The sequence below is a fragment of the Caballeronia zhejiangensis genome, assembly GCF_022879815.1.
Classification (GTDB): Bacteria; Pseudomonadota; Gammaproteobacteria; order Burkholderiales; family Burkholderiaceae; genus Caballeronia; species Caballeronia zhejiangensis.
Genome location: NZ_CP084284.1, coordinates 1 through 15091, shown reverse-complemented (window position 1 = coordinate 15091; position 15091 = coordinate 1). Strand labels below are relative to the sequence as shown.

Annotated in this window: 13 protein-coding genes and 2 pseudogenes; 6 read left to right on the top strand and 9 right to left on the bottom strand. The window is 62.7% G+C overall.

Annotation, left to right across the window (positions count from 1 at the left end; translation table 11 throughout):
- Positions 1 to 4: 4 nt before the first annotated feature.
- Positions 5 to 1546, bottom strand: coding sequence for a methyl-accepting chemotaxis protein (locus LDZ23_RS14625; RefSeq protein ID WP_008354190.1), 1542 nt, complete (start codon positions 1544 to 1546; stop codon positions 5 to 7).
- Between the two features lie 270 nt (positions 1547 to 1816).
- On the opposite strand from LDZ23_RS14625, the gene LDZ23_RS14620 reads away from it, so the two are divergent.
- Complete coding sequence (locus LDZ23_RS14620; RefSeq protein ID WP_008354191.1) at positions 1817 to 2257, top strand: PaaI family thioesterase; 441 nt, start codon at positions 1817 to 1819, stop codon at positions 2255 to 2257.
- Between the two features lie 72 nt (positions 2258 to 2329).
- Here the strand turns inward: LDZ23_RS14620 and LDZ23_RS14615 are convergent, their stop codons facing one another.
- From LDZ23_RS14615 to LDZ23_RS14590, 6 genes are read right to left on the bottom strand one after another with little or no spacing between them, the layout of a single operon-like run.
- Positions 2330 to 3178, bottom strand: a complete 849-nt coding sequence (locus LDZ23_RS14615; RefSeq protein WP_008354192.1) for an ureidoglycolate lyase — start codon at positions 3176 to 3178, stop codon at positions 2330 to 2332.
- Positions 3179 to 3219: 41 nt separating this feature from the next.
- Complete coding sequence (locus LDZ23_RS14610; protein ID WP_008354193.1) at positions 3220 to 3963, bottom strand: SDR family oxidoreductase; 744 nt, start codon at positions 3961 to 3963, stop codon at positions 3220 to 3222.
- 43 nt (positions 3964 to 4006) lie between these two features.
- On the bottom strand, positions 4007 to 4852 hold the full coding sequence (locus LDZ23_RS14605; protein ID WP_008354194.1) for an amidohydrolase family protein: 846 nt from the start codon (positions 4850 to 4852) through the stop codon (positions 4007 to 4009).
- An 8-nt stretch (positions 4853 to 4860) separates the two neighbouring features.
- Complete coding sequence (locus tag LDZ23_RS14600; RefSeq protein WP_008354196.1) at positions 4861 to 5910, bottom strand: aldo/keto reductase; 1050 nt, start codon at positions 5908 to 5910, stop codon at positions 4861 to 4863.
- A 34-nt stretch (positions 5911 to 5944) separates the two neighbouring features.
- On the bottom strand, positions 5945 to 7213 hold the full coding sequence (locus tag LDZ23_RS14595) for a UxaA family hydrolase (protein ID WP_008354198.1): 1269 nt from the start codon (positions 7211 to 7213) through the stop codon (positions 5945 to 5947).
- Positions 7214 to 7221: 8 nt separating this feature from the next.
- Positions 7222 to 7539 carry a UxaA family hydrolase gene (locus LDZ23_RS14590; protein ID WP_244808176.1) on the bottom strand — a complete coding sequence of 106 codons (318 nt, stop codon included), beginning with the start codon at positions 7537 to 7539 and terminating at the stop codon, positions 7222 to 7224.
- A gap of 211 nt (positions 7540 to 7750) precedes the next feature.
- Between LDZ23_RS14590 and LDZ23_RS14585 the strand changes: the two genes are divergently transcribed.
- Entirely contained in the window at positions 7751 to 8548 is a 798-nt protein-coding gene (locus tag LDZ23_RS14585) for an IclR family transcriptional regulator (protein ID WP_372492614.1), read from the top strand.
- 93 nt (positions 8549 to 8641) lie between these two features.
- Positions 8642 to 9187 carry a hypothetical protein gene (locus LDZ23_RS14580; RefSeq protein WP_008354201.1) on the top strand — a complete coding sequence of 182 codons (546 nt, stop codon included), beginning with the start codon at positions 8642 to 8644 and terminating at the stop codon, positions 9185 to 9187.
- Here the strand turns inward: LDZ23_RS14580 and LDZ23_RS14575 are convergent.
- Entirely contained in the window at positions 9184 to 11583 is a 2400-nt protein-coding gene (locus LDZ23_RS14575; protein WP_034472272.1) for a GNAT family N-acetyltransferase, read from the bottom strand. The genes LDZ23_RS14580 and LDZ23_RS14575 overlap by 4 nt on opposite strands.
- Positions 11584 to 11915: 332 nt before the next feature.
- On the opposite strand from LDZ23_RS14575, the gene parA reads away from it, so the two are divergent.
- From parA to LDZ23_RS14565, 3 genes and pseudogenes are all read left to right on the top strand, one after another.
- Positions 11916 to 12578, top strand: a complete 663-nt coding sequence (parA, locus tag LDZ23_RS14570; RefSeq protein WP_008354203.1) for a ParA family partition ATPase — start codon at positions 11916 to 11918, stop codon at positions 12576 to 12578.
- A gap of 24 nt (positions 12579 to 12602) precedes the next feature.
- Positions 12603 to 12708, top strand: a pseudogene (locus tag LDZ23_RS35000) (ParB/RepB/Spo0J family partition protein); the annotation flags it as partial.
- Between the two features lie 77 nt (positions 12709 to 12785).
- Positions 12786 to 13667: pseudogene (locus LDZ23_RS14565) on the top strand (ParB/RepB/Spo0J family partition protein); the annotation flags it as partial.
- 77 nt (positions 13668 to 13744) lie between these two features.
- On the opposite strand, the gene LDZ23_RS14560 reads toward LDZ23_RS14565, so the two are convergent.
- Positions 13745 to 15091, bottom strand: coding sequence for a replication initiation protein (locus tag LDZ23_RS14560; RefSeq protein ID WP_008354205.1), 1347 nt, complete (start codon positions 15089 to 15091; stop codon positions 13745 to 13747).

The following is a 15091-nucleotide window of genomic DNA, read 5'->3' as shown; positions in this document are numbered from 1 at the left end:
GAACTCAGACGAGCTGAAACACCGAAACCGCAGCCTTCAGTTGCCGCGTCTGCTCATGCAGCGACGACGCGGCAGCCGCAGCCTGCTCGACGAGCGCCGCGTTCTGCTGCGTCATCTCGTCCATCTGCGTGACCGCCTGATTCACTTGCTCGATGCCCACGCTCTGCTCGAGCGACGACGCGCTGATCTCCGCCATCATCTGCGTGACGCGTGAAATCGACGCCGACACTTCGCGCATCGCCGTGCCCGCGCGCTCGACGAGCACCGAGCCGTCGCTCACTTGCGCGACCGACTCGCCGATCAGTTCCTTGATTTCCTTCGCCGATTGCGCCGAACGCTGCGCGAGACCGCGCACTTCGCCCGCGACGACCGCGAATCCACGGCCCTGCTCGCCCGCGCGCGCCGCTTCGACAGCCGCGTTCAACGCGAGGATGTTGGTCTGGAACGCGATGCCGTCGATGACCGAGATGATTTCCGCGATCTTGTCCGAGCTCGACGCAATGCCACGCATCTTCTCGACGACATCGTCGACCACGCTCGCGCCGCGCGACGTCGCGTTGAGCGCTTCGCCCGCGAGCGTGTTGGCCTCGCGCGCGTGCTCGGCGTTCTGGCGCACCGTCGCGGTCAGCTCTTCCATGCTCGATGCGGTTTCTTCGAGCGACGCCGCCTGATTCTCCGTGCGCGCGGACAAATCCGCGTTGCCACTCGCGATTTCATCGGCGCCGAGGTTGATCGAATCCGACGTTGCGCGCACCGTTTTCACCGTGTTCGCGACGCTTGCCTGCATCGTCGCGAGGCCCGCGAACAGACGGCCGATTTCGTTCGTGCCGCGATCTTCGATACGCTCGTCGAGACGGCCGTTCGCGATGCGCTCGAAATGGCGGCCCGCTTGTTCCAGCGGCTCAATCACGGCACGGCGCAGCGCGACGTGCACGAGCGCGATGCCCGCGACCAGCGTCACCAGAATCGCGATGCCGACCGCGCGGAACCACGCGTAGCGCGTGTCGATCGACGACAGATAGCCGCGGCCCGCTTCATCGCCGAAATCGACGAACTTCTGCTGTTCCGCGAGATAGCGATCCTGGAAGCCTTGCGTCGGCTGGTCGAGGAACGCCTGGAGATTGCCCGCGTCGAGATACTGCACGAGCTCGCTCAGCGCCTTCGAATACTCCGCGTATTTGGCCTGCAGCGCGCTCATGCGCGCCGTGTTTTCATCGCCGGTCTTCGGCGCGTTCAGGAACGCCGTGAACGACTTGTCCGCCGCCGCGATCTGCTCGCGCGCGTGCTGGACGATTTCCGTCGGCTCGCTTCCGCCGCGCACCATGCGCGTGCCCGCGCGCGACAGGTTGATGCGCGCATCCATCAGATGCTGGGTGGTCTTGTTGACCGCGTTGACCTGCTTGAGCGCGATGTTGGACAGACTGCCGACATCGTCATGCGTGCGCGACAGGGACCAGAAACCGAGCCCTTCGGTCACCAGTTGAAAGAGACAGAACACCACCAGAACGGCGAGCAAACCCGATGAAACCTTGATCTTTCCGAACATCACTAGCACCCACACTTTCCGAATTAAGGCCCGCCGATGCGGGGACACTGCGGGTTTACGGCAGTCGGCGACAAAGCTTGAATCGTTTGCCGCAGCGGCTTGTCTATGCGAATGCAGGGAACGCGCCGCTTCGGCGAATCGTCATCGGAGAGCGCGCGTGCCGCCCGAAACGCACCATTGCACAATTTTTGCGTGACTTCCTTGCAGTGCGCGCGATCGCTTCCTATTGTCTTTGCAGGACGGCACCGAACCCACCCAAGGAGTGTCCGAATGGCCGAAATTGTCGATATCGCGCGCGGTGCGCTTAATGCGCAACCGTTCAGCGCCTTGCTCGGAACAAAACTGATGCAGGTCGATTCAGCGAGTCTCACGCTGTGTCTGACGATCAGGGACGAGCTAAGGCAACAACACGGCTTCGTACACGGCGGGGTGGTGAGTTATCTCGTGGACAACGCCCTGACCTTCGCGGGCGCGCTGCGGCTCGGGCCGAAGGTCGTCACCGGCGAATACAAGATCAACTATCTGCGCCCGGCCGTCTCCGGAACGCTGATGGCGCGTGCTCGCGTCGTCCATGCCGGCATGACGCAGGCAACCTGCCAGTGCGACGTGTTCGTCACCGATGGCGGCGCCGAGCGGCTCGTCGCGGTCGCGCAGGGCACGATCACGCGCATCTCCGAAGGCGTTGCGGCGGAACCCGTCTATCACGCCTGAACTTTTCAAATCCCGTCGTCCGAAACGAAAAACCTCGCCGCGGCGAGGTTTTTTGTCGTTGCTGCGGGCCGATTACTGCGCCGCGACGGTCTTCTGCGTCTGCTCGCCGAGACCCTGAATGCCGAGCTTCATCGTCTGGCCGGCCTTCAGGAAGACCGCGTTCGGCTTCACGCCCATGCCGACGCCCGGCGGCGTGCCCGTCGAGATGACATCGCCCGGCTGCAGGCTCATCACCTTCGACAGATACGCGACCAGTTGCGCGACCGTGAAGACCATGGTCTTCGTGTTGCCGTTCTGATAGCGTTTGCCGTCGACTTCGAGCCACAGATCGAGCTTCTGCGGATCGGCGACTTCGTCCTTCGTGACGAGCCACGGACCGATCGGGCCGAACGTGTCGAAGCCCTTGCCCTTGTCCCATTGCGTGCCGTGTTCGAGCTGCCATTCGCGCTCGGAAACGTCGTTGATCACGCAATAGCCCGCGACGTAATCGAGCGCGTTGGCTTCATCGACATACTTCGCTTCCTTGCCGATGACCACGCCGAGCTCGACTTCCCAATCGGTCTTCACCGAGTTGCGCGGGATTTCGACGTCGTCGTTCGGGCCGCAGATCGCGCTCGTCCATTTGTTGAAGATGACCGGCTCGGTCGGCACCGGCAGATTCGATTCGGCGGCGTGATCCGCGTAGTTCAGGCCGATGCACACGAACTTGCCGACGCGCCCCACGCACGGTCCGATGCGCGGATTGCCGTCGACGACCGGCAGCGTCGCCGGATCGGTCGCGCGCAATTTGGCCAGGCCCGCTTCGGTCAGCGTCGCGCCGGCGATGTCATCGACGACCTTCGACAAGTCGCGAATCTGGCCTTCGGCGTCCAAGAGACCCGGTTTTTCCTGACCCTTGGGGCCGTAACGAAGCAGCTTCATCTGATGTGATCCTCCTGGTTCCAAATAACGTGAGCGGTCGGTCAGTTCGACCAGCCGCCGTCGATGATGTGAATCTGTCCCGTCGTGAACGACGATTCGTCCGAGCCGAGATAAAGCGCGAGCGCCGCGATTTCTTCGGCGCGGCCGACGCGTCCCATCGGCTGGCGCGCGACGAACGCGGCCTGCACCTGATCGACGCTCGCGCCCTGCGCCTTCGCCTGCTCCGCGATGCGGTCCTTGAGCGACGGCGATTCCACCGTGCCCGGACAGATCGCGTTGCAGCGAATGCCGCGCGTGACGAAATCGGCGGCGACGGATTTCGTGAGGCCGATCACCGCCGCCTTCGACGCGCCGTACACGAAGCGGTTCGGCACGCCCTTCACGCTCGATGCCGCCGACGACATGTTGATGATCGAGCCGCCGCCTTTTTCCAGCATCTTCGGCAGGAACGCGCGAATCGTCCGATACATCGCCTTCGCGTTCAGATCGAAGGCGAAGTCCCAGTCTTCCTCGCTCGCCTCCAGAATCGAGCCGGCGTGCACATAGCCCGCGCAGTTGAAGAGCACGTCGATCGCGCCGATCTCGCCGGCCAGCGCGTTGATCGCCTGCGGGTCGCGCACATCGAGCTTGCGCGCTTCGAAGGGCTTGCCTTCGAGCGATTCCGTGCGGATGTCGGTGGCGATCACGCGCGCGCCCTGTGCCGCGAACAGTTCGGCGGTCGCGAGCCCGATGCCTTGCCCCGCCGCCGTGATCAGCGCGGTCTTGCCTGCCAGTCTTTGTACCATCTACTGCTCCAGTCGGAAGTGTTTTTGAGACATGCCGGGTATATCAGCCGTTTCTTAGGCGATAGAAGGCGCGGGCGTTCGCGCCGAAAATCGCGTCCTGCTGCGCCTTTTCGAGATGTGACGTGAGATTGCGCGCCGTGTCGTGCCACGCCGCGTAGCTGCCATTCATGTCGAGCACGGGCCAGTCGCTACCCCACATCAGCCGTGCATATCCGAAATGTTCGAGCAGATGCGCGACGTAGGGTTTCAGCGTTTCGTCGGTCCAGTTCGGGTTCGCTTCGGTCGCGAGTCCGGACAATTTGCAATGCAGCTTTTGCGGCAGTTTCGCGAGTTGCGCGATGCCATCGGCCCACGGTTGCCAGCCCACGTCGATGCCGTCGCGGATCGGCGGCTTCGCGCCATGATCGACGACGATTCTTAGTTCTGGATATCGCTCGACGAACTTCACGAGCGACGGCACATGCCGCGCGAAGATCAGCGCGTCGAAGGCGAGATCGAGATCGATCAGACGCTCGATCGCGTCCTTGCGCGGCGCGTGCTCGATCCACGTATCGTCGGGCAAGTCCTGAAGCATCGGGCGCACGGCCTTGAACTTCGGCTCGCGCGCGAGTTCGTCGATGATCGCCGCGGCATCGGTCGAATCGAGCGGCACCCAGCCGACGACGCCCGCGATCGAATCGTCGCTGCGCGCGAGATCGAGCAGATAGCGCGTTTCGTCGACCGTCGGCGCGGCCTGCACGACAACCGTTTTCTGAACGCCGGCCGCCTTGCGCAGCGGCGCGAGATCGTCGGGACCGAACACGCGATACAGCGGCTTCATGTCGGGCGTGAGCCAGCCATAGTCGCCGCGCGCGGGATCCCAATAGTGTTGATGCGCGTCGATGTTCACATTCGATGTCATCGCGGCACCGGTGCATTCGCATGAAGCAGACCTTCCGCGCGCAACGCGTCCCACAGCGCGGACGGAACCGGCGTCGCGAACGATGCAGCGTTCACGCGCACTTCGTCCGGCGTGCGCGCGCCCATCAGAACCGTGGCCACAACTTTATGCGCATAAGGAAACTGGATGGCCGCCGTCGACAGCGCAACGCCATGCGCGCGACATACGCGTTCCAGCTTGCCGACGCGCTCGACGACGTCCTTCGGCGCATCGCCGTAATTGAACTTGAGATCGCCATGCGCGTTGGCATCGAGACCACGCGCGAGAATGCCCGAGTTGAACGCGCCACCCAGCAAAATACTCACGCCGCGCTTCTCGCATTCGGGCAATAAATCATCGAGCGTGTTTTGCTCGAGCAGTGTGTAGCGGCCGGCGAGCAGCGCACAGTCGATGTCGAATTCGGCCATCGCTTCCATCACTGCCGCGCCTTCGTTCACGCCGAGGCCGACCGCTTTCACGCCGCGCGATTGCTTCAATTCTTCGAGCGCGCGGAAGCCGCCTGCATCGGTCAGTTGCTTCCAGTAGTGCGCGTTCTTGTCGCCGTGCGTCACGCGGCCGATATCGTGGATCAGCACGATATCGATATCGGTCATGCCGAGCCGCATCTGACTGTCTTCGAATGAACGAAGGATGCCGTCGTAGGTGTAGTCGTAAATCGCCTGAAACGGCAGCGGCGCGGCCCAGCCTTCCCTGCCGTCGTCGGGCGTCGTGCGCGGCACGAAGCGGCGGCCGACTTTCGTCGACAGCACGAAATCGCCGCGCGGATAACGCCGCAATGCATCGCCGAGCCGATGCTCCGCTTTCGTGTGGCCGTAGTGCGGCGCCGTGTCGAAGAAGCGGATGCCCGTCTGCCACGCGGCATCGACGGTCGCGCGCGCCTCGTCTTCCGTCAGCTCGTGATACAGACCGCCGAGCGGCGCGGTGCCGAGCGACAACGCGGTGACTTCCAGCGACGTGCGGCCAATCCTGCATCGACGTGAAACTGCCTCTTGCGCTTCTGCGGTCATCTGCAAACCCCGAATGATTTAGAGATGGCGAAACTCAAGCCGCCACAGTAACGCGTCGCGCGGCGCTCGGCAAACACGCGGGGCCGACCGGCTCGAAGGTTTTGTAAGTCAGGATGAACTCCTGATGCCCGAGCGCCTCCGACTTCGACGCCGCGCCCGCCGCCACCGCAACGGTCACGTCGACGATCTCGCGGCCCACCTCGTCGAGCGTCGCGCGGCCCTCGAGGATGCGGCCCGCGTCGACGTCCATGTCGCCGGACAGATTGCGATACGTCGACGGATTCGCGCAGACCTTGATGACGGGCGATATCGCCGAGCCGACGACCGAGCCGCGCCCCGTCGTGAAGAGAATGACGTGACAGCCGCACGCAATCAGCTCGCCGATCTCCGCGTTGTCGCTGATATTCGGAAAGCCGAAGCGCGGCTCGCCATCGGGCACGACATCGAGCAGATAGAGACCGCCGGTCGGCGGAATATCGCCCGGCTTGATGATGCCGACGATCGGCGACGCCCCGCTCTTCGAATATGCGCCGAGCGATTTCTCTTCCTGCGTCGTCAGTCCGCCGTCCGCGTTGCCGACCGAGAACGAGCCGTGGCCCATCGTCGTGTAATAGCGCGCGGCCTTTTGCACGCATTCGACGATGGCATCGCCCAGTTCGGCCCGCGCCGCGCGCCGTTTCATGTGGAATTCGCAGCCGACCAACTCGCCCGTTTCCTCGAAGATGCACGACGCGCCTTGATCGATGAAAGCATCGAACGCGCGCCCCACGGCCGGATTCGCCGTGATGCCGCTGGTGCCGTCCGAGCCGCCGCAGATCGTCCCGACGATCAGTTCGTCGAGCGCCATCGGCACTTTCTGTTGAGCCGCGAGCGTCGCGCGCGCCTCGCGCACCCAGTCGAGACCGTTCTGGATCGTGCTGCGCGTGCCGCCTTTTTCCTGAATCGTGAGCACGGCGGCGGAACGGCCGCTCGCGCGCACGACATCGGCGAGATAGTGCTTGTTCATGCTCTCGCAGCCGAGCGACACGAACAGCACCGCACCGACGTTCGGATGCGTGCAGATGCGCTCCAGCATCTTTTCGGCGTAGCTATTGGGATAGCAGCCCGGAAAGCCGATCAGATGCACGGGCGGTTCGACTTGCGGAACGAAGGAATCGAAATCATCGAACGATGGACGGAAGTGCGCGACGATCTCGCGCGCAACGTGATGCGCGCATTCGACGAGATACGCCACCGCGACGACATTGCGGATGCCTTTGCGGCCATCCGCCCGGAGATAGCCCTGCAGTGCGGAAGTGTCCATGGAAGTGTTCAGTGCTGCACGTAGGCGTGTCCGGCGTCGTGCGTGTAAGTGGGTAGGTAGTCGCTTTCCAGGTTGTGCGTATGCAGATGCTCGCCGCGCGCGACATCGACGCTTACGTGGCCGATGATCGCGCCATAGCGCAGTACCTTTTCGTCCTTCGACAACGCGCGCCGCGCGATCTTGTGCGCAAGCTCGATGGTCGTCGCGAGCGTGACAGACTCGCCTTCGATCTTTAGCGTCTCGCCAGCGGGCAGGCGCGCGGCGGCGATCAGGCAGTTGTCTTCCGGACTGAGAAGAATCAGGCGCGGGTCGGTGGTTTCTTGCATCGTCGATCTCAGAAGGAGGATTGCGCCGAACGTCCAAAGCAAGTCGCCGCGGGAAAACGTGGATGCAACGATTCATCAGTGAACGTAATATTCATAGACGCACCAGTCGAAGTCAACAATGACGCAACCCGGATCGATCAGTGATTTCCCTAGCCGGCGCATGCGAATGGGATCGCGCTCCCTGACGGAAGGCTTAAACTCGCGCGAATTCATGAACCAACTCAGACAGCACATGGACGTGGAAGACAACGACGCCGATCGTTATCGCGCGCCCGCGCTCGATAAAGGGCTCGATATTCTCGAATTGCTTTCGGAACAGAAGTCGGGCCTCACGCGTGCGGAAATCACGAAGATGCTCGGGCGCAACGCGAGTGAGATGTATCGGATGCTGGAGCGGCTGGTCGCGCGGCAGTACGTTGTGCGCTCGCCCGAAGGCGATCGTTATTCGTTGAGCCTGAAGCTGTATGCGCTCGCGCATCGGCATCCGCCGATGAATCGGCTCATCGCCGAGGCGCTTCCGGCGATGCAGCGATTCGCAGATGCAGCCGAGCAATCCGTGCATCTCGTCGTCTACGATCGCGGAAATTTGCTCGTCATCGCGCAAGTGGACGGTCCCGGCACGTGGGGCATTTCAGTGCGGCTCGGCTCGCGCGTCGGGTTGATCGACACGGGCTCCGGCCGCGTCATGCTCGCGTTTCAGACCGACGAACAGCGCGAACACATGCTCGCCGAGCATACGAAGGTCAAAGGCGAACTCGCGGTCGATCGCGCCGTGCTCGACGCCGACTACCGGCAAGTTCGCGAACTCGGCTATTCGCAAAAGGATAGCCAGCAGACTTTCGGCGTAACGGACGTGACGTATCCGCTGCTCGGGCCGTCCGGCCAGGCGATCGCCGCCCTCACCTGCCCGTACCTGCGGCGCATCGACGATTACGTGGCGCCGTCGATCGAAGACGTCACGTCCTTGCTGAAAAATGCAGCCGCGTCGCTTTCGATGACGCACGACTGAATGGCGCACGCTTCGCGCGTTAGAATGGCGGCCCTCTCAAAAAGACGGCGCGCCGCGATGGCGTGCCGCCGTATCCAATCCGACGCATTCCCGATGGCGAAACTCCTTTCCGACTCCGAATTCCTCCGCTTCACCGAACTGCAGCAAAAACAGGCGAACTTCACGATCACATCCGAAGAAGCCGACGAACTGCGCGAGATTGTCGCCCGCGCGCAAAAGAAACGCGACGATCGCGCGGCCGCGATGCAGGCGATCGAAACGTATATCGCGCAGTTCGACATCACGCCCGACGAGCTTTTTTCGGCCGAGCAGATCGGCGATGCGGCACGGACATTCGGCCTGATTCCCGCCGCGAAGAAGGAGCGCACGCTGCCGCCGCAACTGACGTACAACGGCAAGCCGTATCAGTGGACGTCGCGCGCGCTGCCCGACGACATTCGCGTGCCGCTCTTCGATGCGTTCACGTCGGGGCAATCGGTGAAGCCGTTCATCGCGACGTTGAAGGACACGTCGCGCTGTGCGTTGACAATCGCGCGCCTCGAAAAGGAAACGGGCAGTTTGTACGCCGAAGCATTGCTCGACGAGCTTTCGCTGTCGCGCGCCCAGATCGACGACGCGCTCGCCAAATTCGCGGCTTAATCGCCGCGCGGCTGTGACGGCGCATCGCACAGCCGCATCCTGAAACCGACGACGCCCGGGTCGTCGGTTTTCGTCACTTCGAAGCCGGTGTTGCGTGCGAGCGCGATCATGCCGGCGTTCTCGCGCAACGCCTCGCCGACCATCCAGCGGGTGCCGCGCTGTCTCGCGTAGTCGATGATGCGCGACAGCAGCAGCGAGCCCAATCCCCTGCCCTTCATATCCGAGCGCGCGGCGACGGCGAATTCCGCGGTCTCGTTGTCCGGATCGGCGATCGCGCGCGCGACACCGAGCGTCTCGCCCGTGCCGTCACCGTTCGCTCGCGTGACGATCAGCGCCATTTCGCGGTCGTAGTCGATCTGCGTCATGCGCGCGAGTTGCGAATGATCGAAGTTACGGACAGCGCCAAAGAAGCGCAGGCGCAAATCCTCGGCGGTATTGGCCGCGACGAACGCCGCGTGCGCTTCTTCGTCTTCGGGACGAATCGGCCTCACGGTGACGCGCATGCCGCGCCAGTCGAGCGTCTCTTCGAGGCAGCGTGGATACGGCACGATCGCCAGCGGCTTGCGATGCGCGCCGAGCGTGAGTTGCGGTTCGTGAACGGCGACTGAATCGCGCGTCACGCGCAACGTGAGACGCAGCGCAACGATTTCTTCGATATAGCAAACGAGTTGCGATAACGCCGTCAGCGCATTGAGCAGCGACTCGGCGGGCAGTTCGCGCGAACGCGGCGAGCGCATGACGAGATCGCGCGAAAGCACGGGATTGAGCGGCGGCAACGCAAACTCGTGAAGTGCGTCGGCAAGGCCGAGCGCGCCTTCGGCCTTGAATTCGAATACCGGACCGAACACGCGATGGTTGAGCAGGCGCGTCTGAATTTCGACGGCATCGCTCGTAAGCGAGTCGGGCGGCCCCGGTTTCACCGAGATGCCGAAACGAGCGAATACGCGCGCCGCACGTTCGCCATTCAATTCGGCGATGCCGTTTGCGAGCGCCGTGCGAATCTCGTTGTGCGCGGCGTCGATGTCTTCGGGAATATTCGCGGGGAGGCCGTCGGGCGTTTGCATCAAGAGTTCGCGGCCCTGCCGGAAATCGACGAGCCGGGCAAAACCGCGCGCCAGCCGATGCGGCGTCGTGTGCACGGGAATGCCGTTCGCGTGCAACTCGTCGCGCGTGGCGGCATCGACACAGCCGAAAAAGCACGCGAGCAATCCGCGATAAGCGTGACGTCGCTCGGCAATCAACGTGCGGGCGACTTCGGCGACGGGCGCGCTATGCGTCGGCGCATGCACGACGAACACTGTGCCGGTCTCGCGATGCGATGCGAGCGCTTCGAGCGCCGCGCCGAAATCCGCGGGCGTGGCGTCGTCGCCGAGAAGAAGAGGATTGCCCGCGCGAGCGCGAGGCAGCGCGGCGGCGACGGCGTCGCGCGCGGCGATCGGCCATTGCGCGAGGTCGTCGCCGGCTGCGCCAAAGGCGTCCTGGGCAAGTGCTGCGACGCCGCGGTCGCTTGTGATGACAGTTGCGACATCGCTTGTCGCGACGCGGCCGATGCCCAAGGTCTCGATCTCATCGAGCAGATCATCGAGCGAATCGACGCGGACGAGTCCGGCACGGCGGAAGGCCGCGCCGTAGAGGCGGTCGAAAGGGTCATCGCGACCCGTGCGCAGCACGAGCACCGGTTTGTTTCGCGCGGCGGCGCGCGCGGCGGACATGAATTTGCGCGCCGACCGAACCGTTTCGATGGCGAGCAGAATCGCACGCGTCGATGCATCGCTTGCAAGGAAATCGAGGATGTCGCCGGAATCGACGTCGGCTTCATCCCCGAGCGCGACGATTCGCGAGAAGCCGAGTCCGCGAGCACGCGCCCATCCCAGTACGCCGTTCGTCAGCGCGTTCGATCCCGACACCCACGCGACGCCGCCCGATTTGACACTGCATGCGGGCGCGCCGAGACATGCGCCGATTGCCGGCGTGACGACGCCGAGACTGGCAGGTCCGATCACGCGCACAAGAAAAGGCCGGGCGGCGGCGAGCGTACGAACGGTCCATTCGTCGGCGTCCGCTGCGGAAGACTCTCCGCGTTGCTTCGCTTCGCCGACGATCACGACGGCTTTCGTTCCGCGTCGGCCGAGGCGCTCGATGAGGTCCGGCCAAGTGTGCGGTCGCGTGCAAATCACGGCAACGTTCGGCGCTTCCGGTAACGCGTCGACGTCGCGGTACACGGTTTCGCCGGTCAGCGAGTCGTATTTTGGATTGACTGGCCAAAGAGAACCTGTGAAGCCAGCGCATTGCACACGCGCCCAGACCATCTCGCCGATGCTGCCCGCACGCCAGGAAGCGCCGACGACAGCGATCGACTTCGGCGCGAACAGGGTGTCCAGGTTGCGAACAGTCATGGAGGCTCCGGCGTAGGCGCAGTTGTGTCAGCGCCTAGGATAGGCGATTTCGTTTTGCAGGTGATGACTGGCGTCCAGGCCACCGAGGGAGTGCGACTTTATGCGCATAAAGGCGAGGCGGCGGTGCTTGTAAGACCCGCCTCGCCATAGGATGGCGGCGGCTTTATGCGCATAAAGTCGGGCACTTCCGACGCCGGCCGCCGGCCGGACAAGGACTTTATGCGCATAAACCTCGGCCGAACGGCTAACGCGAGTCAGTTGTTGCGGAATATCACTGGAAAAACAACAACGACAATGTAGAATTCAACGGACTTCAAAATACGGAGTGGAACGTGGCGGCGGAAATCATAGCGATCACGCAACAAAAGGGCGGCGTCGGCAAAAGCACGATTGCGATGCATCTCGGTGCGGCCTTTCACGAAAAAAAGAAGCGTGTGCTCGTAGTCGACGCCGATGGTCAGAACACGCTGATCCATTGGTCAAGCGCCGCATCGGATGACGCAAGCGGCATCCCGTTTCCAGTCGTCAATCTCTCCGAGGCCGGCGGGCAGATTCATCGGGAAATCAGAAAGTTCGTCAGCGACTACGACATCATCGTCGTGGATTGCCCGCCGTCGATCACCGAGAAGGTATCTGGCGTCGTGTTGCTGGCGGCGAACGTCGCGGTGATTCCGACTTCGTCATCGCCGGCGGACTATTGGTCGAGCGTCGGCCTTGTCAAGCTCGTTCAGCAAGCGCAGGTGATGAACGAAGATCTGCGCGCCGTCTTTCTGCTCAACAAGACCGAAGAAAAGCGCATGCTCACGCGCGAACTCAAGGTTGCGCTCGAAGAGCTCGGCTTTCCCTTATTGAAAACGCAGATCCCAACGCGCGAGTGTTACAAGCAGGCGATGGCGCTTGGACAGACCGTGCTTCAAATGAGCGATCGCGGCTCGCGCCTCGCAGCGGCGGAAATCCGCTCGGTCGCGGACGAGATCCTCGACATGCTCTCCTGACTTTATGCGCATAAAGGACCCTGAATGAAACCGTCCCAATTTGCCAAGGGCTTCAAGGCTCGGCCCGACACGACGAGCAGCGAGAAGCGCACTGCGCTGGATCGTCTGAATGCGATCGATGGCATCGTCGACATTCAACATGTGGGGCAGGCCGCCGCGAACGGCCGATCGAGCGCCTTCGTGGCCGACGAGCCGGGCGACATCAACGCCGGACCTGAGTCCGATGAATATCGTGCGTGGCGCCGTGCAAACCGCTACACGGCCGGACAGATAATCGAGTTGCCGCTCAAGTCGATCAAGCCCAGCCCGTTCAACCCGCGCCATTTCTATCTGAAGACGTCAATCGCGGAATTGGCCGTCAATCTGGCGAAGCAGGGCCAGCAACAGGCGATTCACGTCATTCCCGATTACGAGAATCCGGGAACGTTCTTCGTCAGCGATGGCGGCCGGCGCGTGCGCGCACTGAAAGAGGCAAACAAGGAAACCGTGAAGGCGGTGGTCGTCGATCTGCCGATCGGCATTCAGAGCTACAAGCTCGGTTATGACCTGAACGTTCAGCGCGACTCGCAGACTGTTTTCGACAACGCCGTGGTCTGGCGACGCTTTCTCGACGAACAGCATTTCCAGAGCCAGCGCGAACTGGCGGATCACCTCGGGCTGGACGAATCGACGATCGCCGTCGCTTTGTCGATCGCGAAGCTTCCTGAGAACGTCATGCACGAGATGGTTGCGCGGCCGGACCGATTCGGCTCGAACATGGCCTATCAGATCGTGCGCTATCACGCCGCGCGCGGCACCGACGCCACGCTGCGGCTGATCAACAAGATCACGTCGGATGACCTGAGCACGCGGCAGGTCGCCGATATCGTCAAGGGCCGCGCGAACGCTCAGGAAGCGCCGAAGACGCCTGGCCGGCAACGCTATGCGCAGCGCCTCGAAATCAAGCTGGACGGCGTCGCAGTCGGCGATCTGAAGTCATACGGCGAAGATCGTCTCGAGTTGCGTTTGCGCGGCTTGTCGCGCGAGAAGCGCGATGAGCTGCTGCATCAGATCGAACTGATGCTTCAGCCTGTCGAGACCAAGAAGTAAATGCACACGATGGCCGCCGAGATCATGGACCGGCGGCCATTTTCGAATTGGGACGTTTTCGGTTGCCCGCGGAGACTTTAGCGCGATTGACTGAGCGTAAATGCCAGCAAGTCGCCATCGGTCGGCTCGCCCCACGTCTTTCGCGCCAGCCAGTCGAAGAAGGATGTTTCCGCCAGCTTCGAATCCAGTCCGCGCTTGCGCCAGTCGTCGCGCATGTGGGCACCGAGCCCCGGCAAAACGTCTTCCTCGAAGGATTGACGCGCGACCTCCCGTTCTTCCTCACCTTGCTCGTCGTACAGCACGCGCGCTTCCTTGCGGCGGTACGCCGAGAATTCGCTCAACAAGCGGGCTTTGAGATCGTCGGCGGCAGCCGGCGTGCGGGAGGCCGTACCGCTCGTTGCCGGAGGCAGCGCTTCTACCGGTGGCGCGTAGCCCTTTTTGAGCGCGTCCTTGAAAAGCGCCGCGCCGCTGCGAACCGGCGGCAAAGTCGTGCTGCGCATGCGCTGTTCGGTCATCTGCAACGCCGCGCGGATGCGGTTTTCCTCGCTGTCGGCATACAGCGTCTGCGCGTCCTTGAGCGGAATGCCAATCTTCACCATCCGATCCACCAACGTGCTGTCGAAGACGTTCGGATGTTCGTCCAGCGCGAGCATCGGCTGCTTTTGTTCGGTCACGCGGAACTGAATCTCAGCCACGCGGCGCCCTTCGCGGTGTTCCACCAGTTCGACGAAGATATTGGTCACCGCATTCACCTCGGCGATTGCGGGCCGCAGATAATCGCGTTTGAAGTATTTGTATTCGCGCTTGGCTTCGTCGCCGGCTTCGGTATCGGGCGTTCCTGAAAGAATAGGCCGCCACCATTCCCACGTCTCGCGCATCGTCAGATGGCTGGGATTCGTGAGATAGCGAACGCAGATTTCATAGAGTGCGAGGCCGGCGCTGCTGCGCAACTGACTCTGGAATTGCAGGCTCAGGCGCGCATACTGCACAGGATCCAGCAGCTTCTTTTTGATTTTCGGCGCGAATGAAAATTCGACCCAGACGCGGCGCGTCGTCGGATCTTCGAGGATTTCGGCGTCGGCGATCAGCGTCGAGATGCCCCACTTGCGACCCGGCTTCTGACTCGATGTGCCGGTGCTCCATTCGACCTGCACCGACACCATGCGACGCAAATGCTCCTTCACGAGCGCAGTGTCGTTCGAATCGAACGCCGAATTTGCGACGATATCCGACAGCAGCGCGCGATACGTGTCACCGGAGTCGTCGGCTTGTTGAGCAACGGCTAGCAGCACATTGAACAACTTTCTGGTGAGCAGCGTGATCTTGCCGCTTTTCGGCTGAATCGCAATGGCCTCGACTGCCTTGCGCAGTTCCGCCGAACTGGGGCTAACGACATCGGTTTTCTTTGCGCGCTTGGTGGCCAT

Excerpts from the sequence above, each read along its gene's own strand:
- LDZ23_RS14560 (WP_008354205.1), bottom strand. The coding sequence starts at position 15,091 with ATGGCCACCAAGCGCGCAAAGAAAACCGATGTCGTTAGCCCCAGTTCG.
- LDZ23_RS14590 (WP_244808176.1), bottom strand. The coding sequence starts at position 7,539 with ATGCAAGAAACCACCGACCCGCGCCTGATTCTTCTCAGTCCGGAAGAC.
- LDZ23_RS14595 (WP_008354198.1), bottom strand. The coding sequence starts at position 7,213 with ATGGACACTTCCGCACTGCAGGGCTATCTCCGGGCGGATGGCCGCAAA.
- LDZ23_RS14575 (WP_034472272.1), bottom strand. The coding sequence starts at position 11,583 with ATGACTGTTCGCAACCTGGACACCCTGTTCGCGCCGAAGTCGATCGCT.
- LDZ23_RS14585 (WP_372492614.1), top strand. The coding sequence starts at position 7,751 with ATGAACCAACTCAGACAGCACATGGACGTGGAAGACAACGACGCCGAT.
- LDZ23_RS14615 (WP_008354192.1), bottom strand. The coding sequence starts at position 3,178 with ATGAAGCTGCTTCGTTACGGCCCCAAGGGTCAGGAAAAACCGGGTCTC.
- LDZ23_RS14580 (WP_008354201.1), top strand. The coding sequence starts at position 8,642 with ATGGCGAAACTCCTTTCCGACTCCGAATTCCTCCGCTTCACCGAACTG.
- LDZ23_RS14625 (WP_008354190.1), bottom strand. The coding sequence starts at position 1,546 with ATGTTCGGAAAGATCAAGGTTTCATCGGGTTTGCTCGCCGTTCTGGTG.
- LDZ23_RS14600 (WP_008354196.1), bottom strand. The coding sequence starts at position 5,910 with ATGACCGCAGAAGCGCAAGAGGCAGTTTCACGTCGATGCAGGATTGGC.
- LDZ23_RS14620 (WP_008354191.1), top strand. The coding sequence starts at position 1,817 with ATGGCCGAAATTGTCGATATCGCGCGCGGTGCGCTTAATGCGCAACCG.
- LDZ23_RS14610 (WP_008354193.1), bottom strand. The coding sequence starts at position 3,963 with ATGGTACAAAGACTGGCAGGCAAGACCGCGCTGATCACGGCGGCGGGG.